Source organism: Streptomyces sp. NPDC031225 (genome assembly GCF_055570355.1).
Window position 1 is genome coordinate 1 of the sequence record NZ_JBVIHJ010000044.1, and the last position, 24,834, is coordinate 24,834.

24 protein-coding genes are annotated in these 24,834 nt (G+C 71.1%); 12 read left to right on the plus strand and 12 right to left on the minus strand.

Translation table 11 applies throughout. The features are described 5' to 3' along the window. Positions 1 to 486: 486 nt before the first annotated feature. The 4 genes from ACZ48Z_RS42495 to ACZ48Z_RS42510 all read right to left on the minus strand — a co-directional run bounded on the left by ACZ48Z_RS42495 (position 487) and on the right by ACZ48Z_RS42510 (position 3,585). Positions 487 to 891 (minus strand): (deoxy)nucleoside triphosphate pyrophosphohydrolase, encoded by a 405-nt coding sequence (locus ACZ48Z_RS42495; RefSeq protein ID WP_468741295.1) that lies wholly within the window; start codon positions 889 to 891, stop codon positions 487 to 489. Between the two features lie 44 nt (positions 892 to 935). Next, on the minus strand, positions 936 to 1,127 hold the full coding sequence (locus ACZ48Z_RS42500) for an SPOR domain-containing protein (RefSeq protein WP_468741296.1): 192 nt from the start codon (positions 1,125 to 1,127) through the stop codon (positions 936 to 938). A 313-nt stretch (positions 1,128 to 1,440) separates the two neighbouring features. Continuing rightward, entirely contained in the window at positions 1,441 to 2,193 is a 753-nt protein-coding gene (locus ACZ48Z_RS42505; RefSeq protein WP_468741297.1) for a GntR family transcriptional regulator, read from the minus strand. Positions 2,194 to 2,340: 147 nt separating this feature from the next. Beyond that, positions 2,341 to 3,585 (minus strand): DUF4190 domain-containing protein, encoded by a 1,245-nt coding sequence (locus ACZ48Z_RS42510; RefSeq protein ID WP_468741298.1) that lies wholly within the window; start codon positions 3,583 to 3,585, stop codon positions 2,341 to 2,343. An 841-nt stretch (positions 3,586 to 4,426) separates the two neighbouring features. Between ACZ48Z_RS42510 and ACZ48Z_RS42515 the strand changes: the two genes are divergently transcribed. From ACZ48Z_RS42515 to ACZ48Z_RS42530, 4 genes are read left to right on the plus strand one after another with little or no spacing between them, the layout of a single operon-like run. After that, positions 4,427 to 5,167: a WXG100-like domain-containing protein gene (locus ACZ48Z_RS42515; RefSeq protein WP_468741299.1), complete on the plus strand. Its 741-nt coding sequence runs from the start codon at positions 4,427 to 4,429 to the stop codon at positions 5,165 to 5,167. Continuing rightward, complete coding sequence (locus tag ACZ48Z_RS42520) at positions 5,164 to 5,817, plus strand: NucA/NucB deoxyribonuclease domain-containing protein (RefSeq protein ID WP_468741300.1); 654 nt, start codon at positions 5,164 to 5,166, stop codon at positions 5,815 to 5,817. The genes ACZ48Z_RS42515 and ACZ48Z_RS42520 overlap by 4 nt, the downstream gene beginning before the upstream one ends. A gap of 38 nt (positions 5,818 to 5,855) precedes the next feature. Next, the gene (locus tag ACZ48Z_RS42525) at positions 5,856 to 6,680 is read left to right on the plus strand and encodes a hypothetical protein (protein ID WP_468741301.1); all 825 of its coding nucleotides are present in this window, start codon (positions 5,856 to 5,858) and stop codon (positions 6,678 to 6,680) included. Further along, entirely contained in the window at positions 6,677 to 7,309 is a 633-nt protein-coding gene (locus ACZ48Z_RS42530) for an SMI1/KNR4 family protein (RefSeq protein WP_468741302.1), read from the plus strand. Before ACZ48Z_RS42525 ends, ACZ48Z_RS42530 begins: the two co-directional genes overlap by 4 nt. 15 nt (positions 7,310 to 7,324) lie before the next feature. Here the strand turns inward: ACZ48Z_RS42530 and ACZ48Z_RS42535 are convergent, their stop codons facing one another. Then, a complete protein-coding gene (locus ACZ48Z_RS42535) occupies positions 7,325 to 8,155 on the minus strand; it encodes an oxidoreductase (protein WP_468741303.1) in 831 nt (276 codons plus the stop codon). A gap of 89 nt (positions 8,156 to 8,244) precedes the next feature. On the opposite strand from ACZ48Z_RS42535, the gene ACZ48Z_RS42540 reads away from it, so the two are divergent. Next, positions 8,245 to 9,156: a LysR family transcriptional regulator gene (locus ACZ48Z_RS42540; RefSeq protein WP_468741304.1), complete on the plus strand. Its 912-nt coding sequence runs from the start codon at positions 8,245 to 8,247 to the stop codon at positions 9,154 to 9,156. Positions 9,157 to 9,310: 154 nt separating this feature from the next. On the opposite strand, the gene ACZ48Z_RS42545 is transcribed toward ACZ48Z_RS42540, so the two are convergent. Both ACZ48Z_RS42545 and ychF read right to left on the minus strand, forming a co-directional pair. Continuing rightward, positions 9,311 to 11,491 carry a DEAD/DEAH box helicase gene (locus ACZ48Z_RS42545; RefSeq protein WP_468741305.1) on the minus strand — a complete coding sequence of 727 codons (2,181 nt, stop codon included), beginning with the start codon at positions 11,489 to 11,491 and terminating at the stop codon, positions 9,311 to 9,313. Positions 11,492 to 11,797: 306 nt separating this feature from the next. After that, on the minus strand, positions 11,798 to 12,886 hold the full coding sequence (gene ychF / locus ACZ48Z_RS42550) for a redox-regulated ATPase YchF (RefSeq protein WP_468741306.1): 1,089 nt from the start codon (positions 12,884 to 12,886) through the stop codon (positions 11,798 to 11,800). Positions 12,887 to 13,083: 197 nt separating this feature from the next. On the opposite strand from ychF, the gene ACZ48Z_RS42555 reads away from it, so the two are divergent. Next, on the plus strand, positions 13,084 to 13,620 hold the full coding sequence (locus ACZ48Z_RS42555; RefSeq protein WP_468741307.1) for a DUF6542 domain-containing protein: 537 nt from the start codon (positions 13,084 to 13,086) through the stop codon (positions 13,618 to 13,620). A gap of 86 nt (positions 13,621 to 13,706) precedes the next feature. Here the strand turns inward: ACZ48Z_RS42555 and ppgK are convergent, their stop codons facing one another. Both ppgK and ACZ48Z_RS42565 read right to left on the minus strand, forming a co-directional pair. Then, a complete protein-coding gene (ppgK, locus tag ACZ48Z_RS42560) occupies positions 13,707 to 14,450 on the minus strand; it encodes a polyphosphate--glucose phosphotransferase (protein WP_468741308.1) in 744 nt (247 codons plus the stop codon). 29 nt (positions 14,451 to 14,479) lie between these two features. Further along, positions 14,480 to 15,553 carry a 4-hydroxy-3-methylbut-2-enyl diphosphate reductase gene (locus ACZ48Z_RS42565; protein ID WP_468741309.1) on the minus strand — a complete coding sequence of 358 codons (1,074 nt, stop codon included), beginning with the start codon at positions 15,551 to 15,553 and terminating at the stop codon, positions 14,480 to 14,482. 107 nt (positions 15,554 to 15,660) lie between these two features. Between ACZ48Z_RS42565 and ACZ48Z_RS42570 the strand changes: the two genes are divergently transcribed. The 4 genes from ACZ48Z_RS42570 to ACZ48Z_RS42585 all read left to right on the plus strand — a co-directional run bounded on the left by ACZ48Z_RS42570 (position 15,661) and on the right by ACZ48Z_RS42585 (position 19,668). Next, complete coding sequence (locus ACZ48Z_RS42570) at positions 15,661 to 17,049, plus strand: APC family permease (protein WP_468741310.1); 1,389 nt, start codon at positions 15,661 to 15,663, stop codon at positions 17,047 to 17,049. A 388-nt stretch (positions 17,050 to 17,437) separates the two neighbouring features. Beyond that, positions 17,438 to 18,646: an exodeoxyribonuclease VII large subunit gene (gene xseA, locus ACZ48Z_RS42575; protein WP_468741311.1), complete on the plus strand. Its 1,209-nt coding sequence runs from the start codon at positions 17,438 to 17,440 to the stop codon at positions 18,644 to 18,646. A 9-nt stretch (positions 18,647 to 18,655) separates the two neighbouring features. Beyond that, the gene (locus ACZ48Z_RS42580; RefSeq protein ID WP_468741312.1) at positions 18,656 to 18,889 is read left to right on the plus strand and encodes an exodeoxyribonuclease VII small subunit; all 234 of its coding nucleotides are present in this window, start codon (positions 18,656 to 18,658) and stop codon (positions 18,887 to 18,889) included. Between the two features lie 188 nt (positions 18,890 to 19,077). After that, positions 19,078 to 19,668, plus strand: a complete 591-nt coding sequence (locus ACZ48Z_RS42585; protein WP_468741313.1) for a malonic semialdehyde reductase — start codon at positions 19,078 to 19,080, stop codon at positions 19,666 to 19,668. An 86-nt stretch (positions 19,669 to 19,754) separates the two neighbouring features. Here the strand turns inward: ACZ48Z_RS42585 and ACZ48Z_RS42590 are convergent, their stop codons facing one another. Further along, the gene (locus ACZ48Z_RS42590; RefSeq protein WP_468741314.1) at positions 19,755 to 20,276 is read right to left on the minus strand and encodes a DUF4245 domain-containing protein; all 522 of its coding nucleotides are present in this window, start codon (positions 20,274 to 20,276) and stop codon (positions 19,755 to 19,757) included. Between the two features lie 127 nt (positions 20,277 to 20,403). On the opposite strand from ACZ48Z_RS42590, the gene glpX reads away from it, so the two are divergent. Continuing rightward, on the plus strand, positions 20,404 to 21,438 hold the full coding sequence (gene glpX / locus ACZ48Z_RS42595; protein WP_468741315.1) for a class II fructose-bisphosphatase: 1,035 nt from the start codon (positions 20,404 to 20,406) through the stop codon (positions 21,436 to 21,438). Between the two features lie 85 nt (positions 21,439 to 21,523). Here glpX and ACZ48Z_RS42600 read toward each other — a convergent pair whose 3' ends face one another. Continuing rightward, positions 21,524 to 21,898 (minus strand): WhiB family transcriptional regulator, encoded by a 375-nt coding sequence (locus ACZ48Z_RS42600; RefSeq protein WP_468741316.1) that lies wholly within the window; start codon positions 21,896 to 21,898, stop codon positions 21,524 to 21,526. Between the two features lie 174 nt (positions 21,899 to 22,072). Next, positions 22,073 to 22,789, minus strand: coding sequence for a DUF1707 SHOCT-like domain-containing protein (locus tag ACZ48Z_RS42605; protein ID WP_468741317.1), 717 nt, complete (start codon positions 22,787 to 22,789; stop codon positions 22,073 to 22,075). A 199-nt stretch (positions 22,790 to 22,988) separates the two neighbouring features. Here ACZ48Z_RS42605 and ACZ48Z_RS42610 point away from each other — a divergent pair, with 199 nt between their 5' ends. Continuing rightward, on the plus strand, positions 22,989 to 24,656 hold the full coding sequence (locus ACZ48Z_RS42610; RefSeq protein WP_468741318.1) for a fumarate hydratase: 1,668 nt from the start codon (positions 22,989 to 22,991) through the stop codon (positions 24,654 to 24,656). Positions 24,657 to 24,834 lie beyond the last annotated feature (178 nt).

Sequence of the window (24,834 nt, forward strand, 5' to 3'; positions counted from 1 at the left end):
GACGACCCACGGCCGCGACTCCCTTTTCCCCACGGCAAGACCAACGAGGAACCACGCCGACAGTCACATGATCAACAACTTCTGTTAGGACCTCTAAGACGGGGACGGTGCGCTCCGCGGGTGAGGGCGGGGTACCTACGGGCTCGGGTGCGGGTTGCGGCCCGGGCGGGGGCGGGTTGCGTCGCCGGGCGAGTGCGGGTTACGGCCCGAGGGGGTGCGGGTTGCGTCGCCGGGCGAGTGCGGGTTACGGCGTGGGGCGCGTGCGGGGCTGCTGCCGGCTTCACCGTGGGGCGGCACGTGCGGGCTTGCCGCCCGCTTCACCGTGGGGCGGCACGTGCGGGCTTGCCGCCCGCTTCACCGTGGGGCGGCGCGTGCGGGCTTGCCGCCCGCTTCACCGTGGGGCGGTGCGTGCGGGCTTGCTTCGGCTGCTCGCGCTGACGCGGCGGGGCGGCTTGCTGCGGCTGCTCTCGCCGACCGACCGCACCTCTACCGGAGCCCCGCCCCCCTGGCGACCTCGCGGACCGCCGGGACGTCCTGGTCGAGCCAGTTCACGTCCCAGATCTCATCCGGCGTCAGCCAGCGCAGTTCGTCGTGGTCCTGCAGGGGCTTGGGGTCCGGGGAGGACGGGAGGAGACGGGCCGTCCACGCCTGGAGGACGTACGGAGATCTCAGCGGCCATTCGCCGGGGACGCGGTCCATGACCTGCGCCTGCACACCCAGTTCCTCTTGGAGCTCACGCGCGAGTGCCGCTTGGGGCGCCTCGCCCTGCTCCACCTTGCCGCCCGGCAGCTCCCAGCGCCCGGCGAGTTCGGGGGGTGCGCTGCGGCGGGCTGCGAGGAGGCGGTCACCGTCGTACAGGGCGGCCGCCACCACCACGATCCGTTCCGTCATGCGCCGGAGCCTACGGGAGCCGCGGGCTCCGGACGGGGGTGGGCTCAGTCGGCGGAACTCGAACCGTTCGCGCCGACGCGCTCGACCCAGTAGAGCTGTTTGTGGCCGCGGGAATCCAGGCTGTCCGCGATCTTCTGGGCCTCCGACCTGGTCGCATACCTGCCCACGCGGTAGCGATTGCCGTTGTCGTCCTGTCGTATGACGAGCCAGGGAAGCGTGATCGTGCCGTCGTTCATAGCGCCCCACCGCCCCTTCCCGACCTGCGTCGAGCCCCACCCGATAAGGAAACCGCAATCCGCATATGCCCGAGCCTACGCCCAACCTTTACTCAGCGAACACGCGTTTTCACAAAGAGGTACGCAACCAGCCAGGACGGACTCCCGCACCGGGGGCGCGCAGCGGTGAACACGCCCCCGGTGGAGGGCGATGACTCCGGTCAGCGGCAGCCCGGGGACGACTGTGCCGAGCTGCGAGAACGGCCGAATTCGAACGATGTTCGCCTGCAGCCCCGTTGAGTGTTCGCCCGGGGCAACCTCCCCGGGGCGCGCGCTACTTCACCGGAAGGTGGTACGCGACCTGGTAACGGTCGGCCGGGATGACCACGTCGGCCGTCTCCACCGGGCGGCCCGAGGCGTAGTAGGTGCGATGGACCACGAGGACGACATGGCCAGGCACACCACCCAGCGCGAGCAGCTCCTCGGCCAGGCCGGGCCGGGCGCCGACCTCCTCGGTGACGTTGTCCACGACGACGTCGATGGCGGCCATGCGCTCGACGACCCCCATGCCGCCGAGGGGGCCCTCCTCGGGGAGCATCACGGGGGTGCGCCCGGTGACCGCGAGGGGCTCCCAGGAGGTGGAGAGCATGATCGGCTCACCGGCCTCCCGGAAGACGTACTTCGTGCACATGACGCGGTCGCCGGGCCGCAGGCCGAGCCGCTCGGCGATGGCGACGGAGGCCTCCGTCTGGGCGCTGCTGGACTCCCAGGTGCCGCGCCCCTCCCCGTCGGCCTGCTCCTGCCGGAAGGGCGTGGCGCCGGAGGCCGGGCGGTAGCCGGAGCGGGCGATCCGGCGGGGCACGGGCTGCTCGCGGACGTACGTCCCGGAGCCGGACCGGCCCTCGACCAGCCCCTCGGCCATCAGCACCTTGCGCGCCTCCAGCGCGACGGTGTCCGAGACGCCGTACTCCTCGCGGATCCTCGCCTGGGACGGCAGGCGGGTGTGTGGCGGCAGCGAACCGTCGGTGATCTTCTGGCGGAGATCACCCGCGACACGCAGGTACGCCGGCTGCTCACCGAATGTCACTGGCCGCTCCCATCAGGTTGTACAGACAGCAACAGCCTGGCAACCGTGGGTTCGACCATGCAAGCAAAGGCCAGAGAATCACTCGATGTGATGACATGTTCCCGTGGCGGGCTTTACGCAGGCACTTTCTCCCCGCTATGGGGGCGATCACACATCGAGTCCGCCGCCGGTCGCGTCGGTGGCCCCGGAGTCCTCACCGTCGTCGTACGTGGGCGGGTCGGTGGCCAGCCCCAGAGCTTTGCGTGCGGTGACCGTGCTGGCACCGTCGACGTACTCGTAGCCCTTGTCGTAGTGGGTGTAGAAACGGTCCGCGTCGTCGTCCGCGGCCGCGGCGGACGCCCACGCCCACTCGTCGCGCGCGTCCTCCATGTCCTTCACCAGGGCCGCGACGGGCTTGGCGGCCCCGGCCGGCCAGGAGTGCGCGCGCAGCGCCTTGACCTGGGCGTCGAGGCTGTCGTACATGTCCAGCGACCAGTCCCGGTAGCCCGGCAGATCGTCCTCCGGGTAGTCCTCGGGCTCCTCCCACAGCACGCCGTCCACGGCGTTGAGGGACTTCAGGAAGGCCACCTGGTACGTGTCGAGCGTGGTCGCGTCGGCGCGCAGTGAGCCGGTCAGGGTGCCGGCCCCGTCGGTGTTGCCGAAGATGCAGGTGACCGCGCGGTCGCCGAGGCGCCAGCTCTGGCGGGTGGGGCCGAAGTAGTACACGTCGACGTTCTTGGGGAGCGCCCAGGTGTCCATGGCGTAGGCGTCCTGGAGCGGGTAACACCTGTCGGCGGCGTCGGAGACCGCGCTGTCCCCCGGGAAGACGGAGCCGGTCATCCGGAACTCGCCGAACACCTCGCCCTCGTGCTCGCCCGCGCAGGGCACCTGGTCGACGTCGTAGGTGAGACCGTCGAGGGACTCCCCCGGCGCGTCGAAGCACTGGCCCTTCACCACCGAGAAGGCCGTGTCCTCGGTCGCGCCCTTCTTGAACTCGTCCCACGCCGTGGACACTCCGCCGGTGGCGAGCACCGTCACCCACAGGGCGAGTCCCAGCGACGACAGGATCGACCCGGCGATCGCCAGCCCCTTGCCGGACTGCCCCTTCTTCTTGATCTGCACCAGCGCGATCACGCCCGTCAACAGCCCCAGCGCCGGGAAGCAGCACAGGACGCCGAGCACCAGGGAGGCGACGGCGAGGCCGTTGACCGATGTCGGGCGGGGCTGGGGGCCGTACCCCTGCCCCCAGCCCTGGTACGGCGGTGCGCCGTAGGGCTGTCCGTACGGCTGTCCGTACGGCTGCGGCCCCTGCGGCTGCTGTCCCTGAGGTGGCGGCCCGTACGGGTTCGGGGCCGGGGACGGCCCCTGGGCGGGGTCGGGCTGGTGCGGCCCAGGGGGCGGGGGTATGGACACGGGTACGTGCTCCTGGTTCAGGCAGTGTCGGGGAACTGACGTGCGACAGGGCGCATGGTATGCGTGGGGCGGGCGGGGCGGAATGCCGATTCCGGGTGCAACGGTCCGGGCGGTGAACGGGCTGCACGGCACCGCGGGCGGGACGGGTTCCGGGGACACGGTCCCCTCGGCGGCCGGGGTGCAGCCACCGTCGGCTTCCAGGCCGACATGGGGGCGGGTACGGCACGGCACGGACCGGCGGCGACCGTGGGGCTCCCGCCGGTCGAAGTGGCCGCGGGGGCAGGGAAGTTGCTGCCGACGATGGCGAACGCACACGCAGTGGACGCGGTTCTCGGGCTGTGGACCGGGAGGAGGAGGCGCCCCGGGGCGTGCGGGAGACCGGCCGTGTGCCGCCGGACCACGGACCCGCTCCCGTGCCGCCCGGACACGGCGAGCACGCGGTCGGCCAGAACGCCCAGCACTGTTCCGGCATCGGCCGGGTCACCGAAGTGAGGGCGCCCGGCAAGAACGTCGGCGGCTTCCATCTCCTGTTCGGCGACCGCTATATGACGGTAGGTCAGGAACTGGCAGCCGGGACCGGTGTGCTCGGCGGGAGCTGCCGCGGAACGGCCGTGCGCCGCTCCTCAGTGGCCGACATCGGAGGTGACGACGACGGTGTCGGGCGAACGGCTCCTCCCGGCGGTCCGCCCCGGCCCGCTTCGGCGCGCCGGGCTTCGAGACGGCCGTGGTGCCGGCGGGCCGGGTGGGCGAACCGTGGGGATTCCTTTGCTCGGAACATAAGTTCACCAAAGGAAACCCTGTTCGTCGGCGATTACAGTCTTTGTCTGCTGACGGCACACGGGTGAACGGGGTATACGTGGCCATCGAGTTGCCCGACGAGCTGGTCTGGGTGATGAACCTGATCGGCGTCAACTGGCCTCAGGTGAACGAGGACAAGGTGCGCGAGTTCGCCGGGCATGTGCGGACGTTCGCCGGCAACATCGACAGCTCGCACCAGGCGGCCACGGCCACCGTGCGCGAGCTGGCCGAGCACTACGACGCGGACTCCTACCGGCAGTTGGCCGAGCGGTGGACCGCGATGTCCTCCGACCACATGACCGAGATGGTCGAGGTCTGCGGGGCCGTGGCGGTCGCGCTGGAGGTCGCCGCCGATGCCGTCGTCGTCGCCAAGACCGCCGTACTGGTCGAACTGGGCGTCCTGGCGGCCGAGTTCGTCGCCGACCAGGCCGCGGCCGTTCTGACGTTCGGCGCCGCCGAGGCCGCCGAGGTCCTGATCATCGAGGCGACGAAGAGGGTCGTCAACGGGATCCTCCAGGAGCTGGAGGGGCGGCTCGTCGCCGACCTCACGGCCAAGGCGGTCGCACCGCTGGAGGCGGTGGTGGAGCAGGCCCTGCGCGGCCTGGTCTTCGAAGGTGTCCAGTCGGCGCTGGGAGGGACGTCCGGCGCCGGCGCGGGCAGCTACTTCCAGGTCCATCCGGAAGGCATGCGGCAGATGGCGGCCAAACTGCACGCGCACGCGGACGACGTCGCCGGACACGCCGATGTGATGGCCAGGGCGACCGCGGGGGTGTCGTTCAGTTGAGCCATCCCATAGCCAAGGCGCTGGAGGAAGCGGCGCAGAAGATCGGCGTCAAGCTGAGCAAGGAGGCCGCGCACGCCGTCAGCGACATGTACCGGCAGGCCGGCAGGGGCACGGAGAAGGTGGTCAAGAACATCACCGACGCCGACGACGCCCACAAAAAGGAGATCACCGCGCTCGCCGAGAAGATCGCCAAGAACCACGGCGAGACCGGCCCGGGTTCCCGCAAGCGGCTCGTCCAGCAGGCCGACGCCCGCACCGAGCTGTCGAACGCCGTCGGCGTGCCGGGCGACTACGACGCGGAACTGGTGGTGAACCGCACCAAGTACCCGGAGTCGGCCGCGCACATCGAGGAGGCCCAGAGCGGCCAGATCTGGCGCGGCGACACCTACCGCCAGGGCCGTCCCAAGCCGTCCGTCCTGACCATCGACAAGCCCAACGCCGACGACAACCGCGCGAACTCCCTGCGGGGCATCGACACCCGGCCGCCGGACGACCGCGACGAGTACCCGCCGGCCATGTTCAAGGAGGGCGGTACCGGGGCCAGCGTGAAGTACATTCCGCAGCCTGATAATGGTGGTTCGGGATCGAGTATGGGCAGCGCCCTGCGCGGGCTCCCCGACGGGACCAGAATCAAGATCACCATCAGATAGGCCCCCAGGTACCACCGGCACGACAGGAGCGAGTCCCCATGAACGCGGCCGAGGAGCTGATTGCCCGGGCCCGGCAGGGCAGGTTCGGCGAACTTCTGCCCCGGCTCCAGGAGCTGGCCACCGGCTCGGACGCGGCCGGGACCGCGGACGCCTGGGAGGCCGCCGCCGCCGCCGTACAGATCCTTTTCTGGTACGACCGTTTCGCCGAGGCCGCCGAGCTCGCCGAGGCCCTGATCCTCCGGGACGGGCCGCTCGGCGGTGAGCTGTGCGACCAGGACATGCCGTTCGGGGTGGCCCTCCTGGCCGCCCAGGCCCATGCCGGCATCCCGGCCGGGCCGCGCCTGACCGCCCTGGCCGCCCGGGTCCCCGAGGGGCGGGTGCTGGGCGACGACCTGCTGTGGCTGGCCGAGGAGGTGCCCGGGCGGCCCGTCGAGGAACTGTTGCCCAACCACGCGGACTGGGGCGGCCCGGCCCGGCCGCTGGACGGTGTCATCGGCGCCGATCTCGTCGAGCGGGACTTCGGCACACTGGACGCGGGGCAGAAGCGGGTGGTCTGGCAGGCCCTGGCCAAGGTCAACGACTTCGAGCGCGCCCACGACCTGGCCGAGGCGAGCGGTGAGACACCGGAGCAGTTCGCCATCTGCACCTGGCTGGCGGGCTGGTACGGCACCCGGGGGGACATCGCGCGAGGTGAGAGCATGCTGCTGGCGGCGCACGGCCGGTGGTGGCCGTACGCGAAGTGGGACGCGGTCCCCGATGCTCCCGTTCTCCAGCCCGCCCTGCGGTCGGTCGCGACCGAGCGGGTACGCGCCCACTATCTGACCCGACCGATCGGCCCCGAGGCAGCGGAGACGAACGCATGACCACCGACAGCGCACTGGAGCAGCTCCTGGGCCGGGCCCGCGGCCCGCTGGGCCCCGCGATCGACCTCGACTTCGGCTTCGAGAGCGGCCCGCTGGCCGAGCTCGGCCAGGTGATCTCCCGTATGAACGGCTTCTTCCTGTTCAACGCCGGGGTGCAGGTCTTCCGGGTCGGCGAGGAGGGCCTCGGCCACGACATGCTCCACTGGAACACCGACGACGCCTGGAAGGACACCTACGGCGGGCTGGCCGACGACCAGTTCTGCTTCGGCCAGGACATCTTCGGCACCCAGTTCGCCGTGGTCGGCGGCGAGAAGGTGGTCCGCTTCGACCCCGAGACCGCCGACGTCACGGAGCTCGGTGACAGCCTGGAGTCCTGGGCGGCCTGGCTCCTCGCCGACCCCGACGTCAACGCCGCCGCCTCCTTCGCCTACGCCTTCCAGCGCGAGAACGGCGCGCTGGAGCCCGGCGAACGGCTGGTACCGCTGCAGTTCTTCGTCGGCGGCGGTGGCTATGACTTCGACAACTTCGCGGTCAAGGACGCGGTCACCGCGATGCGCGTCCGGGGGCCGATCGCCCAGCAGGTGCATGGCGTCCCGGACGGCGCGACGATCCGGCTCGACCTGGCCTGAGGAGGCTCTCCCCTCTCAGTCGTCGAAAGCCGTGGCCCGGGTGCTCTTCTCCCAGGCGGTGACGTCGGCCCGTACGCCGTCGAGGTGGTCGAGTACGGCCGTCACCGCGTCCTCGCCCAGGGGCAGCCGCAGCGGGGTCTCCTCGGCGTCGAGCGCGGCCCGGATCAGGGCCGCCGCCTTCGCGGGATCGCCGGCCTGGGTGCCGTCGCCGCCGGAGACGAACCCCCGGGTCTCGCTCACCTTGCCGTAGAGGCCGCTGTCGGCACTGATCCCCGCCCGGCTCGCGTCGAACAGCGCGGTGCGGAAGGCTCCCGGCTCCACGATCAGCACCTTGATGCCGTATTCGCGCACCTCGTCGGCGAGCGCCTCGGACATGCCCTCCAGGGCGAACTTCGTTGCGCTGTACGCGGAGAACCCCGCGAAGGACAGCTGCCCGCCCATGCTGCTCAGCTGCACGATCGCGCCCGAGCGGCGTTCGCGCATGGCCGGGAGCACCGCCCGTGCGAGTGCCGCAGGACCGAACACATGCAGGTCGAACAGCTGGCGCAGCTCGTCGTCGGTGGTCTCCTCGAAGGCTCCGACATGGGTGCGGCCCGCGTTGTTGACCAGTACGTCGATCCGCCCGTGCCGGCTCACCACGTCCCGTACGGCGGCCTCCGCCGCTGCCGTGTCGGTCACGTCCAGGCGCAGTGCCTCCAGCTGGTCGGGGTAAGCGGCCACGAGGTCGTCCAGCGCCTCGGGCCTGCGGGCGGCGCCCACCACGACGTCCCCGTCGGCCAGGGCCGCCTCGGCGATCGCCCGGCCGAACCCACTGCTCGCGCCCGTGATCAGCCACACCTTGTTCATGAGGGCCTCTTTTCGACTCTTGTCGGCTTTCCCACGAACCAGCGTGCTGCCGAAGCCGGTTGCCCGTCCAAGACCCAAGGTGATAACCGATGGCTATGACGACCGATGTGCACGTACGCGATCTGCGGTACTTCCTGGCCGTGGCCGAGGAGCTGCACTTCACGCGCGCGGCTGGGCGGCTGTACGTGTCGCAGCCCGCGCTGAGCAAGCAGATCCGGGCGCTGGAGCGGCAGTTGGGCGTGGACCTGTTCCGGCGGGAGGGGCGCGGTGTGCTGCTCACGGAGGCCGGGGAGGCGCTGCTGCCGCACGCCCGGCGGGTACTGGCGGCCTGGGCGGCGGCGGACGGTGCGATGGCGGCGGCCCGGGCGGCGGGGCGCGGGACGCTCGTGGTGGGCATGAGCACCAGCCCCGGCCGCGGCGGGCTGCTCCCGGCGATCCGTTCCCGCTTCACGGCCGCGCATCCGGAGGCGGTCGTACGGCTGCGGCAGATCGGTTGGCAGGACCCGACCGCGGGCCTGGCCGACGGCGGGACGGAGGTCGCGTTCGTCTGGCTGCCGCTGCCCGACGCGGAGCGCTACGCGTGGACCGTGGTGGCCGAGGAGCCCCGCCTGGTCGCCCTCCCCGGCACCCACCCGCTCGCCGCCCGCGAGGAGGTCGACTTCGCCGACCTGGCCGACGAGCCCTTCCTCGCCCTGCCGCCGAGCGCGGGCCCCGTGCGTGACTTCTGGCTCGCCCGCGACGAACGGTCCGGCCGCCCGCCCCGAATCGGCGCGGAGATCGCCGGCACGGAGGAGACGTACGAGGCCCTCGTCGCAGGCCTGGGCGTCTGCCTCGTGGCCGCCGGCAACGCCCCGCTGATCACCCTGGGCGGGGTGGTCACCCGGCCGGTACGGGGTATCGGGCCGAGCAGGTACGCCCTGGCCTGGCGAAGGGAGGACGGGGAGCGGGCGCTGGTGCGGGGGTACACGCAGGCGTGCCGGGCGGTGACGGGCGCGGTGTGACTGTGCCCCGCGTCCGACCTGGATCGGCACCTGAGTCCACGGCACGCGGGCGGTCGGCAAGGGCGGGGCGTGAACCGAGCGGTGCGACGATGCCGTACGCGACACCCTGACGGCCTGCCGGATGCGGCCGGCCGAGTGCTCGAGTCGGGGCGGCTCATTCGGCCGCCGCGACCCTCTCGTCCGCCATGCCCAGACGGGCCTGTTCCTCCTCGACGATCCGCCGGGCGAGCTCGGTGTCCGAGACGTCGACCGCGTCCGGGGTGGCTTCGGCCAGGGCGCTGCGGCGGGCGTAGGCGTCGAACAGGCGGGTCTTGGCCTCCAGCATCCTCACCATGCGTTCGTCGACACCCCCGGTGGCGAGGAGGCGGTACACACGTACCGGCCTGACCTGGCCCATGCGGTGCGCCCGGGCCACCGCCTGGTGTTCGACGGTCGGCTTGATCTGCGGTTCGCAGAGGACGACGACGGACGCGGCCTGCATGTTGAGGCCGATGCCCGCCGCCTGGATCTGCGCCAGGAGCACCGCGGGGCCCGGAGCACCGGCGAAGTCGTCGACGAGCTGCTGCCGTCGCCCGGCCGGGACGCCTCCGGTGAGCGGCCCGAACACGGCGGTGCCCGCGGTGAGTTCCGCGCTCAGTGCTTCGCTCACCACGCGCAGTACGTCCTTGAAATAGGAGAAGACCACCGTCTTCTGCCCGTTCTCGCCGGCCTCCTGGACGATCTCCCGCAGCCGGTTCAGCTTGGCCGACTTCTCGGGGCGCAGGTAGGCGGCCCGGCGCATCGCCATGAAGTTGCCCGCGCGCACGGCGTCCCGGTACGCCTCCTCGTCCGACGCGCTCAGCTCCTCCCACTCGTCGGTCTGCTGGAGGCTCGGGAGTTCCGTCAGCACGTCGTCCTGGTTGCGCCGCAGGTAGACCGGGGCGACGGCCTTGCGGAAGGTGACCGACCCGGCCAGCGCGTCCCGTTCGCCGAGGGAGTCCGCGACGTCGCCGTCGAGCATCCGGACCAGGTTGCGGAACTCCACGACCCGGTTCTCCATCGGGGTCCCGGTCATGAACAGGGTGCGCCCGCAGCGCTCCGCCCACCCGGCGACCGCCTGGGACCGCTTGGCCTTCGGGTTCTTCACGGAGTGCGCCTCGTCGACCACGAGCAGTCCGACCTCGCCGCCGCCCGGCGTGGGAAAACCGCGCAGCGCGTCGAACGTGGTCACCCCGACCCCGCCCCGGCCCTTCCAGTCGGCGAACGCGAGGTGCCGGTCGGGACCGTGGAGCACCATGACCCGCAGGGCGCTGCGGGCCTCGATCTCCCGGGTCCAGTTCACCAGGACGCTCGCCGGGCAGACGACGATGAAGTGGCTCTCGCCCCCGGCGGCCAGGTGTGCGAGCACGGCGATCGCCTGGATGGTCTTGCCGAGTCCCATCTCGTCGCCGAGTATCACCTTGCGCTGCGCGAGCGCGAACCGTGCGCCGAACGCCTGGTAGCCGCGCAGCGAGACCCGCCGGTGCGTGTCGTCGAGGTGCTGGGTCCGTACTCGTTCGGCGATCTCGTCGGGCAGGAAGCCCTCGGCGGCGGCCGCGTCCGGCAGCCGCCCGGAGATCTCGGCGAGCAGGCTGTAGTACTCGGCGGAACGGAGCTCGAAGTCCACCCAGGCCGCGAGGTCGGACGAGGGCGCCCGGAGCAGGTCCACCGAAGCCTGGGCGAGCAGCCCGGGCAGGTCCGTCTGCTCGGCCTCGTCCACCAGGGACCGGACCTCGGTGACCGCCGCCGACACGCGGGCCTTCTTCTCCTGGCCCGCCAGCAGCATCCGGATCCGTCCGGCGGCGGGCCTGGCGTCGGCGAGTGCAGGGCCGAGCCGTTTCGACAGGTCGGCGGCCCGGTCGACCGCACGCCGAGCGTCCGGCCCGGCCTCCACCAGTACATGCAGGGCCATGACGAGCGCGGTGGTGCGCGGTTCCGGCCGGTCCACGTCGATGTGGACGGCCACGGTCTCGTGCGCAGCCTCGGAGAGCCGGTGGGCGGCGGCGAGCATCTGGTCGGCGGTGCGCTGCCCGACCCCGGGAATCTGCCGCAGCCGGTAGGGCCCCGCCTCCAGCACACTTCCCACCGTGCGCAGCCCGCTCTTCTCGACACTCCCCAGCCGCAGGCGCCCTTCGGTGACGTCCTGCAGCCGGGCGGCGGGGATGGCGTCCAGCTCCCGCTTCACGGCCGCGTCGTTGATCGGCTTCAGCGCGGCCCGCGCCGCCTCGACCGCCCTGCCGTGGTCGGCGACCACCGCCTGGGCCGCCTCGTACAGTCGCGTTCCCCTCGCCACCGCGTCCCGCTCACCACGCCCCACGCTCCCCGCCCCTTCCTCACCCTCCCCGCATCCTGCCACCGCCCGGACGACCTCTGCCCGGAGACGGCGACGCGGATGGGGCCGAGCGTGGCGGCGCGGCGGGGAGGGGCCCTGTCGTGGTGGGGAGCACGGCGGAACCGGCCACGCCCGTTGCAGCATCCCCTGGAAGGCACCATCGGCATCCATCAGGTACGGCATCTCGTCGATGACCAGCACGGAAAGCCGCCAGGGGCCCGACCCCCGAAGAGTCAGGCCCCTCTGATCCACATACGTGCCAGGATCGGTGACGTGGTGATGTCTCACCCGCTAGACGTTGAAGCGGAACTCCACCACATCCCCGTCCTGCATCACGTACTCCTTGCCCTCCATGCGCGCCTTGCCCTTCGCCCGGGCCTCCGCCACCGAGCCGGTTTCCACCAGGTCGTCGAAGGAGATGACCTCCGCCTTGATGAAGCCCTTCTGGAAGTCGGTGTGGATGACACCGGCGGCCTCGGGGGCGGTGGCGCCCTTCTTGATGGTCCAGGCGCGGGATTCCTTGGGGCCGGCCGTCAGGTAGGTCTGGAGGCCGAGGGTGTCGAAGCCGACGCGGGCGAGGGTGGCCATGCCGGGCTCCTCGACACCGACCGACGACAGAAGCTCCATCGCTTCCTCCTCGTCGAGCTCGGCGAGGTCCGCCTCCAGCTTGGCGTTGAGGAAGATCGCCTCGGCGGGGGCGACCAGGGCGCGCTGCTCGGCCTTGAAGTCCTCGTCGACCAGTTCGTCCTCGTCGACGTTGAAGACGTAGAGGAAGGGCTTGGTGGTGAGGAGGTGCAGGTCGTGGAGGAGTTCCTCGTTGCCGGAGCCCTGGACGATGCCCGCGGAGAACAGGGTGTCGCCCTTCTCCAGGATCTCCTTCGCCCCTTCGACCGCGGCGACCTTCGGACCGATGTCCTTCTTGATGCGCGACTCCCGCTGAAGGCGCGGCAGGACCTTCTCGATCGTCTGGAGGTCCGCGAGGATCAGCTCGGTGTTGATCGTCTCGATGTCGTCCTTCGGCGAGACCTTGCCGTCGACATGCACGACGTTCTCGTCCTGGAAGGCGCGGATGACCTGGCAGATCGCGTCCGACTCGCGGATGTTCGCGAGGAACTTGTTACCCAGGCCCTCGCCCTCCGAGGCGCCCTTCACGATGCCCGCGATGTCGACGAAGTCGACGGTCGCCGGGAGGATCTTCTGGGAGGAGAAGATCTCGGCCAGTTTCGTCAGGCGCGGGTCCGGGACGCCCACCACGCCGACGTTCGGCTCGATCGTGGCGAACGGGTAGTTGGCCGCCAGCACGTCGTTCTTGGTCAGGGCGTTGAACAGGGTCGACTTGCCGACATTCGGCAGACCGACGATTCCGATCGTGAGCGACACGTTGCGACTTCCCGTAGTGAGAGGGCCAGGGGGCCGGTACCCGTCCTGGGCGGGCCAGGGGCCGGCAGACCGGCCGATCCCCCAGTTTACGGGCTGCCCGGCCCCGCTCCGGCGGACCTCTCGAACGCATGGCCAAGGTCTTTCCCACGGCGTGTCTGAGAGCCGATTGCGCACATAAACAGACCTAAGTTGGTCCAGTGGAGCAACACAGGACACGCCCCCCGCACAACGGAACACGACGTGGAGCACCGGGAGTACCGGCAGCGCCGCTGCCTGCGCAGGCCCGCGGTGAGCGCCGGCCGCCGGCGGCCCGCCGCCCCGCGCCTCCCGTGGTCCGGACGCTGCGGAGACTGCCCGATCCCCGGCTCACCGGACTCGGCGGCGGGCTGTTCTGCACGACGGTGATGTTCGCGCTCGGCTGTCTGGTCTCGCTGCTGCTCGGACCCTCGCTCACGGTGTACGGCGTGCTGTTCCTGCCCGTCTGCGTGCTGACGGCGGTCTGGATCCGCCGGGCCGACCTGCTGACCGCGCCTATCGTCGTCCCGATCGCCTTCGCCGTCGGCCTGCTCCCCGTCGCGGACACCGGCGACGGCATGTCGGGGCACCTGATGGGCCTGTTCACCGCCCTCGCCACCCAGGCGGGCTGGCTCTACGCCGGCACCCTGGCCACCGGCCTCATCGTGCTGGTCCGCCGGGTCCGCCGGGTCCATCTGGTACGACGCCGCACCCGCTGACGCCGACCACCACACCGGGAGCCGGGAGCCGGGCACGTCGGGCCCACCCGGCGCCCGGTACCCGCGCCCCGCTCCCTCGCAGACCCCTACTCCTGCACCGCCCGCATCGCCGCTCCCACGATCCCCGCGTTGTTCTGCAACTGCGCCGGGACGATCTCGGCCTTGATGCCCTCGATGTGGGGCAGGAACTTCTCGGACTTACGGCTGACGCCGCCGCCGATGATGAACAGCTCGGGCGAGAACAGCATCTCCACGTGGGCGAGGTACTTCTGGACGCGGCGGGCCCAGTGCTCCCACGTGAGCTCCTCGTCCTCCCTGGCCTTGCTGGAGGCCCGCTTCTCGGCGTCGTGGCCGTGGAGTTCGAGGTGACCCAGCTCGGTGTTGGGGACCAGGACGCCGTCGACGAAGACCGCGCTGCCGATGCCGGTGCCGAGGGTGAGCAGGATGACGGTGCCCTTGCGGTCCTTGCCCGCGCCGAAGTTCATCTCGGCGACGCCCGCCGCGTCCGCGTCGTTGACCACGGTGACGGGGAGGCCCCCGAGCCGCTCGCTGAACAGCGTGCGCGCGTCGGTGTCGATCCAGCTCTTGTCGACGTTGGCCGCCGTGCGGATGTGCGATCCGCCGGTGACCACGCCCGGGAAGGTCAGCCCGACCGGACCCGTCCACCCGAAGTGGTCCACGACCTGCTTGACCCCGTCGGCGACGCTGTCGGGTGTCGCCGGGTGCGGGGTGAGCACCTTGTGGCGCTCCAGGGCCAGGTCGCCCTTGTCCAGGTCCACAGGGGCGCCCTTGATCCCGGATCCGCCGATGTCCAAGCCGAAGATCTGCATGGCCCTACGTTACGACGAAGGACTGACAGTCACTCCCCCGAGGTACCCGAGGCACCCGCGGCACCCGCGGTATCCGAGGTTCCCGGGGCGACAGAGGCGCCGGAGACCCCCTTACGCTGCGCGACCAGCGCCGCCGCCTCCTCGCGCAGGTCGCGGCGCAGCTCCTTCGGCAGCGAGAAGGTGATGGACTCCTCAGCCGCCTTCACGAGTTCCACGTCGCCGTAGCCGCGCTGCGACAGCCACTCCAGGACCTCCTCGACCAGCACCTCCGGTACCGACGCGCCCGAGGTCACACCGACCGTGGTCACGCCCTCAAGCCAGGCCTCGTCGATCTCGGCGGCGAAGTCCACGAGGTGTGCCTCGCGGGAGCCGGCCAGCTTGGCGACCTCGACGAGCCGCACGGAGTTGGAGGAGTTGCGCGAGCCCACCACGATGACCAGCTCGGCCTCGGCGCCCATCTGCTTCACCGCGAGCTGACGGTTCTGCGTGGCGTAGCAGATGTCGTCGCTGGGCGGGGAGATGAGCTGCGGGAACTTCTCCTTGAGGGCGTCGACGGTCTCCATCGTCTCGTCCACGCTCAACGTCGTCTGGGACAGCCACACGATCCTCGACGGGTCGCGCACCTCGACCTTGGCGACGTCGGCCGGGCCGTCGACGATGGTGATGTGGTCGGGGGCCTCGCCGGAGGTGCCGATGACCTCCTCGTGGCCCTCGTGCCCGATCAGGAGGATGTCGTAGTCCTCGTTGGCGAAGCGGACGGCTTCCTTGTGGACCTTGGTGACCAGCGGGCAGGTCGCGTCGATGGTGGCGAGCCTGCCCCGCGCGGCCTCCTCGTGCACGACGGGGGCGACGCCGTGCGCGGAGAACATGACGATGTTCCCCTCGGGGACCTCCTCCGTCCGCTCGACGAAGATGGCGCCCTTCTTCTCCAGGGTCTGGACGACGTACTTGTTGTGGACGATCTCGTGTCGGACGTACACCGGAGCGCCGTACTGCTCCAGGGCTTTCTCGACGGCGATCACTGCGCGGTCCACGCCCGCGCAGTAGCCCCGGGGGGCGGCGAGCAGGACACGGCGGCCGGACGAAGCAGTCATGCGTCCCATCGTAAGGCCGCGTTCGGCCGGTCAAAGATCGCGTGCGCATGACCTTCCCGGGAAGACTGACCAGGACATGTGAGGGGCGGGGCGGGCGAGGCACAGGTGGAGGCACGATGTCCGGTACCGGCACGGCGGACCCTGCGGCCGTGGAGGAACACGGCGGCCTGCGGCGCAGCCTCGGCTTCCGGGACCTCGTCGTCTACGGACTGCTGTTCATCGCCCCCATGGCCCCCGTCGGTGTCTACGGCACCCTGGACGCGAAGTCGCACGGGGCGGTCGCCCTCGTCTATGTGTTCGCCACCGTGGCGATGGCGTTCACCGCGTTCAGTTACGCGCAGATGGTGCGGGTCGTCCCCCAGGCGGGGTCGGTGTTCGCGTACGCGCGCGCGGGGCTCGGCAAGGAGGCCGGGTTCGTCGCGGGCTGGATGGCGATGCTGGACTATCTGCTGATCCCGGCCGTGGCGTACCTGTTCTCCGGTATCGCGATGAACTCCCTGGTCCCCGAGGTCTCCCGCTGGGTGTGGACGGCTCTGGCGGTCGTCGTCACGACCCTGCTCAACCTGTGGGGCGTCCGGGCCGCGGCCCGGGTGGGCTTCCTGGTGCTGGCGCTGGAGATCGTGGTCCTGCTGGTCTTCACGGTGTCCGCGATCGTGGTCCTGGCGCGTGACGGCGCGGAGCGCGGCTGGCTGTCGCCGCTGTCCGGGGACGGCTCCCAGGGCCCGTTCGCGCTGTCGGCGGTGATCGGCGCGGTGTCGGTGGCCGTCCTGTCGTACCTGGGCTTCGACGCGATCGCCTCGTTCGCGGAGGAGGTCACGGGCGGTTCGGAGAAGGTCGCCCGCGCGGTGCTGTTCTGTCTGGCGCTCGCGGGTGTGCTGTTCGTCGCGCAGGCCTACCTGGTGGCCCTGTTGGACCCGACGACCTCGGCCCAGTTCGCGGCGGACCCGGGCAGGCAGGGATCCGCCTTCTACGACGCCGTGGACTCCTCGGTCGGCACCTGGCTGCACGATCTGGTGGCCGTCAGCAAGGCGATCGGCGCGGCCTTCGCGGCACTGGCGGGCCAGGCGGCGGCCGGGCGGCTGCTGTTCGCGATGGGCCGCGACCGGCGCCTGCCGCGCGCGCTGGCGAGGACGGACTCGGGCGTGCCGCGCGTGGCGCTGCTGTGCGCGGCCGTGATCACCCTGGTCGCGGCGGTGTGGGCGGCCCGCCGTGACGACGGCATGGACCACCTGGTGTCCGTGGTCGACATCGGCGCCCTGACGGCCTTCACGCTGCTGCACGCGAGTGTGGTCGGCTGGTTCGCGGTCCAGAAGCGCGGCGGGCCGGTGGTCGGGTGGCGGCATGTGCTGGTGCCGTCGGTCGGGGCGGCGATCACGGTGGCGGTGATCGTGGAGGCGTCGGGGGCGGCTCAGGTGGTGGGCGCGGTGTGGCTGGTGGCCGGACTCGGGGTGCTGTTCGCCCAGCGCGACCGTCAGGGCCTGTCCGGTGGATCGGGCGGCCTGTAGGCGACTGCGCGCTGCCCTCCCTGCCGTGCCCGGCAGCGTGGAGCGGGGGGCGGCCGTCAGAAGCCCGACTCCGGAAAGCGCCCCTCCCGCACGAACGAAACCGAACGCGTCCACCACGCCGGCCTGGCCCGCCGGACAGGCACCTCCAGCAGACGGGCCGAATGCCCGCACCGGCGAAACCGAGCGCGTCCCGGACCCACGACGTCGGCGTGGTCGCCGGACGCCGGCTCCCGCAGACGGGCTCCTTCCCGCAGACAGGGCTGCCCCTCCCGCACGTATGAATGTCGAGTGCGTCCCGGACCCCGCGACATGGGCATGATCCGCCGCACAGGCCCTGGTTCCCCTGCGGTGACGGTGCGTTGTCGTAGCCGGACGTTACGCTCGCGGCATGGCTGTGAACTCGACTCCCGAAGCGCCCCTGCCCGTCGGCGAGGTGTCGCGGCTCATCGGCGGCTGGATCGACCGCCTCGGCGCCGTGTGGGTCGAGGGGCAGATCACCCAGCTCTCCCGGCGCCCGGGTGCCGGTGTCGTGTTCCTCACGCTGCGCGACCCGTCGTACGACATCTCGGTGAGCGTGACCTGCTTCCGCCAGGTCTTCGACGACGTCGCCGATGTCGTCAGCGAGGGCGCCCGGGTCGTCGTACTCGCGAAGCCGGAGTGGTACGCGCCGCGGGGGCAGCTCTCGCTGCGGGCCACCGAGATAAAGCCCGTTGGCGTCGGTGAGCTGCTCGCCCGGCTGGAGCAGCTGAAGAAGTCCCTCGCCGCGGAGGGGCTGTTCGCGCCGGAGCGCAAGAAGCCGCTGCCGTTCCTGCCGCAGTTGATCGGGCTGGTCTGCGGTCGCGCCTCGGCGGCCGAGCGGGACGTCCTGGAGAACGCCAGGCACCGCTGGCCTGCCGTCCGCTTCGAGGTGCGCAACGTCCCGGTGCAGGGGGTGCACGCCGTCCCGCAGGTCGTGCAGGCGGTCAAGGAGCTCGACGCGCTGGACGACGTGGACGTGATCATCGTGGCGCGCGGCGGGGGCAGCGTGGAGGATCTGCTGCCGTTCTCCGACGAGCAGCTGGTGCGGGCGGTCGCGTCCTGCCGTACCCCGGTCGTCTCCGCGATCGGGCACGAGCCGGACACCCCGCTGCTCGACTACGTCGCCGACGTGCGGGCGTCCACACCGACGGACGCCGCCAAGAAGGTCGTACCGGATGTCGGGGAGGAGTACGAGCGCGTGCAGGCGCTGCGGGATCGTGCGCGGCGCTGTGTGGAGGCGCTTCTGCAGCGGGAGGAGCGTGGCCTGGCGCACGCGCTCGCGCGGCCGTCGATACAGGATCCGCACCGGATGATCGACGAGCGCGCGGACCACGTGGCCTCCCTCACCGACCGCGGCCGCCGCACCCTGGGCCATCTGCTCGACCGCGCCGACTCCGAGCTGACGCACACGCACGCACGCGTGGTGGCCCTCTCCCCCGCCGCGACGCTCCAGCGCGGGTACGCGGTGCTGCAGAAGGCCGACGGGCATGTGGTGCGGGCGCCGGACGAGGTGACCGGGGAGGAGACCCTGCGGGCGCGGGTGGCCGAGGGTGAGTTCACTGTCCGAGTCGATGCATAGGGTGGGCGGATGACCAGCAAGGTGGCGGAAGAGACGCTCGGGTACGAGCAGGCGCGGGACGAGCTGATCGAGGTCGTACGGCGGCTGGAGGCGGGCGGTACGACGCTGGAGGAGTCCCTGGCGCTCTGGGAGCGGGGCGAGGAGCTGGCGAAGGTGTGCCGGCGCTGGCTGGACGGGGCGCGGGAGCGGCTGGACGCGGCGCTCGCCGAGGAAGTGGCGGCCGACGAGGGCGACTCCGAGTAGCGACCGCACGTCGCGGTACCGGGAGCGGTACCGGGATATGGGCCGGGGCGTCTGCCGGGTGATCTGTGAAGCGGATCACCACACCCCGTTTTTTGTTGAAGGTTGAACTTAGTTCGCGTACCTTCGGAGACGTCAACCGGTCCACGGTCCGTTTCTGGGGCCGACGCACTCTCCGAGAAGGTTCCCGCATGTCTCTCGTTCTTGACCCCGCCGCCCAGGACCTGCTGTTCCGCGAGGCCCGCACCGCGAACACCTTCACCGACGAGCCGGTGACCGACGAGCAGGTCCAGGCGATCTACGACCTGGTCAAGTACGGCCCGACGGCCTTCAACCAGAGCCCGCTGCGCATCACCCTGGTCCGTTCCGCCGAGGCCCGCGAGCGCCTGGTCAAGCACATGGCCGAGGGCAACCAGCCGAAGACCTCCACCGCCCCGCTGGTCGCGATCCTCTCCGCGGACAACGAGTTCCACGAGGAACTGCCGGAGCTCTTCCCGCACTTCCCGCAGGCCAAGGACCTCTTCTTCGCCGAGCGCCCCGCCCGCGAGGGTGCCGCCGGGCTGAACGCCGCCCTCCAGGCCGCGTACTTCATCATCGGCGTCCGCGCCGCGGGCCTCGCCGCCGGCCCGATGACCGGTCTCGACTTCGCCGGCGTCCAGAAGGAGTTCCTGGACGGCGACCACACCCCGCTGATGGTCGTCAACATCGGCAAGCCGGGCGAGGACGCCTGGTTCCCGCGCTCCCCGCGTCTGTCGTACGACGAGGTCGTCACCACCGTGTGAGACGGCGTGAGAAACGATGAGGGCCCGGCTGCCAGGCAGCCGGGCCCTCATCGTTTCTCACGCCGTCGGTTTCACACGTCGTCGTCTCACGCCGCCCTGAGCGACTTCGCCATCTCGGCCAGCTGGGCGAACGATCCCGTACCCGCGACCACCGTCGTCGCCCCGTCGGCGCTGTGCACGAGGGCGTCGTAGCGGCCACCCGTGTACCGCGTCCAGGTGCGGCCCGCGATCTCCTGGGTCCGCTTCGTCGCCTCGCCGCCCTGGCTGGCCTCGTCGGCGAACGTCGACAGCTTCTGAGTCGACTGCTCGATCTGCACGTACTCACCGCCAGGGGCCTGGAAGCCCAGGTGCCAGGCGTCGAACTCATCGGCCCGGAAGCGCACCGAGGTCGCCTTCCAGTCGGCCGACAGGCCTTCGGGCGCGGCCACCGGGTAGGAGGCCGCGCGGCGGGCCGTGAGCAACTCGACGCGGTAGTCGACCTTCTGGACGTCCGGAGCGGAGTCGTCGTGCGGGATGAACACGTAGATGACCGCCGCCGCGATCCCGATCAGGCCCAGGGACAGAATCATGTCCCGGACCGTTTTCTGCTTGCCGTTCGAACCTGCCACGCCCCCTATCGTCGCAGGTGCCCGGTCCGCTCATCCGTGGGGGCCCCTGCTCATTTTGTCGGACTGACGATAGAGTCGACGGTCGAACCCTCATCCGGCCGTCGTCGTATCAGAAAGGTGCGCTCCGATGACCGAGCATCATCATCTGCCGTCCGAACTCGAGGTCCCCTCCGAGGCCCCCGACCGCAACCTCGCCCTGGAACTGGTCCGGGTGACCGAAGCCGCCGCGATGGCCGCGGGCCGCTGGGTCGGCCGGGGCGACAAGAACGGCGCCGACGGCGCCGCGGTGCGCGCCATGCGGTCCCTCGTCTCCACCGTGTCGATGAACGGCGTGGTCGTCATCGGCGAGGGTGAGAAGGACGAGGCCCCGATGCTCTTCAACGGGGAGCGCGTGGGCGACGGGACCGGGCCCGAGTGCGACATCGCCGTCGACCCGATCGACGGGACGACGCTGAACGCCAAGGGCATGCCGAACGCGATCGCGGTCCTGGCCGCGGCCGACCGGGGGTCGATGTTCGACCCGTCCGCCGTCTTCTACATGGACAAACTGGTCACGGGCCCGGAGGCCGCGGACTTCGTCGACATCGACGCACCGGTCGCCGTGAACATCCGACGGGTCGCCAAGGCCAAGCGGGTCACTCCGGAGGACGTGACCGTGGTCGTCCTCGACCGGCCCCGGCACGAAGGGATCATCAAGGAGATCCGGGAGGCCGGCGCGCGGATCAAGCTGATCTCCGACGGTGACGTGGCGGGATCGATCTACGCGCTGCGCGAAGGCACCGGCGTGGACCTGCTGCTGGGCATCGGCGGCACCCCCGAGGGCATCATCTCGGCCTGCGCCGTGAAGTGCCTCGGCGGGACGATCCAGGGCAAGCTGTGGCCCAAGGACGACGAGGAGCGGGCGCGGGCGATCGACGCCGGGCACGATCTGGACCGGGTCCTCACCACCGACGACCTGGTGTCCGGGGAGAACGTGTTCTTCGTGGCCACCGGGATCACCGACGGTGAGCTGCTCCGGGGCGTGCGGTACCGCGCGGAGACGGCGACGACCGACTCGATCGTGATGCGGTCGAAGTCGGGGACGGTCCGGCGGATCGACTCCGAGCACCGGCTCAGCAAGCTGCGTGCCTACAGTGCGATCGACTTCGATCGCGCCAAATAGCCGGTGTGTGCGGGGCTCGGTGCGTTTCGCTGAGCCCCGTTCAAAAGGCGCCCCCGGTGCGGTGGGGGCGCCTTTCGCTGTTCGTTCAGCCTGCCTGGGCTATGCGGGCCGCCCTTGAGGCGTTCTTCAGCTCCATCTCGCGGCGGCGCCTGCGGGCCAGGACGACTCGGCGTTCCGCCGCCGTGAGGCCGCCCCAGACGCCGTAGGGCTCCGGTTGCAGCAGGGCGTGTTCGCGGCACTCCACCATCACCGGACAGCGGGCGCAGACCCGCTTCGCGGCCTCCTCGCGGGAGAGCCTGGCTGCGGTGGGTTCCTTGGACGGGGCGAAGAACAGGCCGGCCTCGTCGCGCCGGCACACCGCCTCGGTGTGCCATGGAGCGTCTTGGTCCCTGTCCCGCACCGGCACCCGCTGGGCCGGAACGGCAGCGACCTGCAGGGACGAATGCGGCGGTTGCAGCACGGTCTACTCCTGACGACGGCTTCGCGAGCGAGAGACGATGCAGCAAGCCCTACCCGCTGTGCGCGCGCCTATGCACTGAGTCCCGAACCGCTGGATCCCGCATGGTCGCGCGCGCCGCCGGGAGCCGCCCGGGGGCGGATCCGCGAGTTCCGGGAACGCCCGGATTCACGACCGTCAACGATCCAGGTGTTTGCGCAAACTCCTGTCGAGCTTGTGGCCGACCGCGCGATGCACCCGGTCGAGGATGTCCGCGACGAGCTTGCCGCGCTTGGGCCGCCCCTCGATGCTGCCGAGGACCGCCCAGCCGTCGATGTACACCACGGGCGCGTCGGGCTCGGCCGAGTCCAGGGTGTCCACCTCGAAGGCGCCGAGTATGCCGCCGCCCGTGCCGCGCAGCGAGACGTTCTCCGGGACGCGCACCTCGACGCTGCCGAAGAGCGCGAACGCCTTGATCACGACCTGGCGGTACTCGAAGATCGCCTCGCTGAGATCGATCTCGACGCTGCCGAAGAGCGCGTAGGCGTGGATGCGGCGGCCCGCGCGCCGGCGGCCCTTGCGGACGGCGGCGCTGAAGACCGCCACCACGTTGTCGTCGGGGTCGTGGGGGATCGCGTCGGTCGGCCGGTTGGGGGCCGGGGTCCAGACCGGGGCCGCACGGCGCTCATGGGCCGCGGGCAGGTCCCGGATGAAGACCTCCAGCTCGCCCGCCGTCTTGGCGCTCAGCACCCCCTCGACCCGCTCGGCGTGCTCGTCCGCGGTGAGGCGGCCCTCGGCCAGGGCCTCGCGCAGGATGTCGGCGACACGGTCGCGGTCGGCGTCCGAGGCGCGCAGGTCGGCCGGTGCGAGCGCGGGGCCCGCGTGCTTCTGCAGATCGGGCTTCTGAAGGTCCACGGCAGCAGCGTACCCAAACGCGATAGATCGCGACTAGCCCTGTGGACAACTGTCGGGACAACAGCCAGGACACCTCCGGCACCTCCAGGGCGACCAACTGAGCCTTACCTCACAAGCTGCCGTCCTTGGACAGGTTCTAGGCTGGTGAGGCCCGCCGACGGAGGCGGGTGGCCGTCCGCAGAGTGAGGAATGGGCTGAGATGCCTGAGTTCGCGTACACCGATCTGCTCCCCATGGGAGAGGACACCACCCCCTATCGGCTGGTGACCTCCGAGGGTGTCTCCACCTTCGAGGCCGACGGGCGGACCTTCCTCAAGGTGGAGCCGCAGGCGCTGCGCGAGCTCGCCGCGCAGGCCATCCACGACATCCAGCACTATCTGCGGCCCGCGCACCTCGCCCAGCTGCGCCGGATCATCGACGACCCCGAGGCGTCCGGCAACGACAAGTTCGTGGCGCTGGACCTGCTGAAGAACGCCAACATCGCCGCGGCGGGTGTCCTGCCGATGTGCCAGGACACCGGTACGGCGATCGTCATGGGCAAGCGCGGCCAGAACGTGCTGACGTCCGGCGGCGACGAGGAGGCCCTCTCCCAGGGCATCTACGACGCCTACCTGAACCTCAACCTGCGCTACTCGCAGATGGCCCCGCTGACCATGTGGGACGAGAAGAACACCGGCTCCAACCTCCCCGCCCAGATCGAGCTGTACGCCACCGACGGCGGCGCGTACAAGTTCCTGTTCATGGCGAAGGGCGGCGGCTCGGCCAACAAGTCCTTCCTGTACCAGGAGACGAAGGCCGTCCTCAACGAGGCCTCCATGATGAAGTTCCTGGAGGAGAAGATCCGTTCGCTCGGTACGGCCGCCTGCCCGCCGTACCACCTGGCGATCGTCGTCGGCGGCACCTCCGCCGAGTACGCGCTGAAGACCGCCAAGTACGCCTCCGCGCACTACCTGGACGAGATCCCGGCGGAGGGCTCGGAGCTCGGGCACGGCTTCCGGGACAAGGAGCTTGAGCAGAAGGTCTTCGAGCTGACGCAGAGGATCGGGATCGGCGCGCAGTTCGGCGGCAAGTACTTCTGCCACGACGTGCGGGTCGTACGGCTGCCCCGGCACGGTGCGTCCTGCCCGGTCGCCATCGCCGTCTCCTGCTCCGCCGACCGCCAGGCCGTCGCGAAGATCACCGCGGAGGGCGTCTTCCTGGAGCAGCTGGAGACGGACCCGGCGCGGTTCCTGCCGGAGACGACCGACGAGCACCTCGACGAGGCGTCGGACGTGGTCCGCATCGACCTGAACCAGCCGATGGACGACATCCTCGCGGAGCTGACCAAGCACCCGGTGAAGACGCGGCTCTCGCTCACCGGCCCGCTGGTCGTGGCCCGTGACATCGCGCACGCCAAGATCAAGGAGCGCCTCGACGCGGGCGAGGAGATGCCGCAGTACCTCAAGGACCATCCGGTGTACTACGCGGGCCCCGCGAAGACCCCCGAGGGCTACGCGTCGGGTTCGTTCGGTCCGACGACCGCCGGGCGCATGGACTCCTACGTCGAGCAGTTCCAGGCGGCGGGCGGCTCCAAGGTGATGCTGGCCAAGGGCAACCGCAGCAAGCAGGTCACCGACGCGTGCGACAGCCATGGCGGCTTCTACCTCGGTTCCATCGGCGGCCCCGCCGCCCGGCTCGCCCAGGACTGCATCAAGAAGGTCGAGGTCGTCGAGTACGAGGAGCTCGGCATGGAGGCCGTCTGGAAGATCGAGGTCGAGGACTTCCCCGCCTTCGTGGTCGTCGACGACAAGGGCAACGACTTCTTCCAGGATCCCGCCCCTGCGCCGACGTTCACGACGATCCCCGTGCGGGGGCCCGGGCTGGCGTAGGGCGTGCGGGGCGGCGGGGGCGGGCTTCTTTCGCCCCCGCCGCCCTACCCGTCCCATCCCCAGGGGCGCTGCCCCTTCGACCCCGCGGGGGGGGGGGGGGGGGGGGGGGGGGGGGGGGGGGGGGGGGGGGGGGGGGGGGGGGGGGGGGGGGGGGGGGGGGGGGGGGGGGGGGGGGGGG

Excerpts from the sequence above, each read along its gene's own strand:
- ppgK (WP_468741308.1), bottom strand. The coding sequence starts at position 14,450 with ATGCAGATCTTCGGCTTGGACATCGGCGGATCCGGGATCAAGGGCGCC.
- ACZ48Z_RS42610 (WP_468741318.1), top strand. The coding sequence starts at position 22,989 with ATGCCTGAGTTCGCGTACACCGATCTGCTCCCCATGGGAGAGGACACC.
- ACZ48Z_RS42565 (WP_468741309.1), bottom strand. The coding sequence starts at position 15,553 with ATGGGACGCATGACTGCTTCGTCCGGCCGCCGTGTCCTGCTCGCCGCC.
- ACZ48Z_RS42530 (WP_468741302.1), top strand. The coding sequence starts at position 6,677 with ATGACCACCGACAGCGCACTGGAGCAGCTCCTGGGCCGGGCCCGCGGC.
- ACZ48Z_RS42535 (WP_468741303.1), bottom strand. The coding sequence starts at position 8,155 with ATGAACAAGGTGTGGCTGATCACGGGCGCGAGCAGTGGGTTCGGCCGG.
- ACZ48Z_RS42540 (WP_468741304.1), top strand. The coding sequence starts at position 8,245 with ATGGCTATGACGACCGATGTGCACGTACGCGATCTGCGGTACTTCCTG.
- ACZ48Z_RS42585 (WP_468741313.1), top strand. The coding sequence starts at position 19,078 with ATGTCTCTCGTTCTTGACCCCGCCGCCCAGGACCTGCTGTTCCGCGAG.
- ACZ48Z_RS42495 (WP_468741295.1), bottom strand. The coding sequence starts at position 891 with ATGACGGAACGGATCGTGGTGGTGGCGGCCGCCCTGTACGACGGTGAC.
- glpX (WP_468741315.1), top strand. The coding sequence starts at position 20,404 with ATGACCGAGCATCATCATCTGCCGTCCGAACTCGAGGTCCCCTCCGAG.
- ACZ48Z_RS42500 (WP_468741296.1), bottom strand. The coding sequence starts at position 1,127 with ATGAACGACGGCACGATCACGCTTCCCTGGCTCGTCATACGACAGGAC.
- xseA (WP_468741311.1), top strand. The coding sequence starts at position 17,438 with ATGGCTGTGAACTCGACTCCCGAAGCGCCCCTGCCCGTCGGCGAGGTG.
- ACZ48Z_RS42570 (WP_468741310.1), top strand. The coding sequence starts at position 15,661 with ATGTCCGGTACCGGCACGGCGGACCCTGCGGCCGTGGAGGAACACGGC.
- ACZ48Z_RS42580 (WP_468741312.1), top strand. The coding sequence starts at position 18,656 with ATGACCAGCAAGGTGGCGGAAGAGACGCTCGGGTACGAGCAGGCGCGG.
- ACZ48Z_RS42525 (WP_468741301.1), top strand. The coding sequence starts at position 5,856 with ATGAACGCGGCCGAGGAGCTGATTGCCCGGGCCCGGCAGGGCAGGTTC.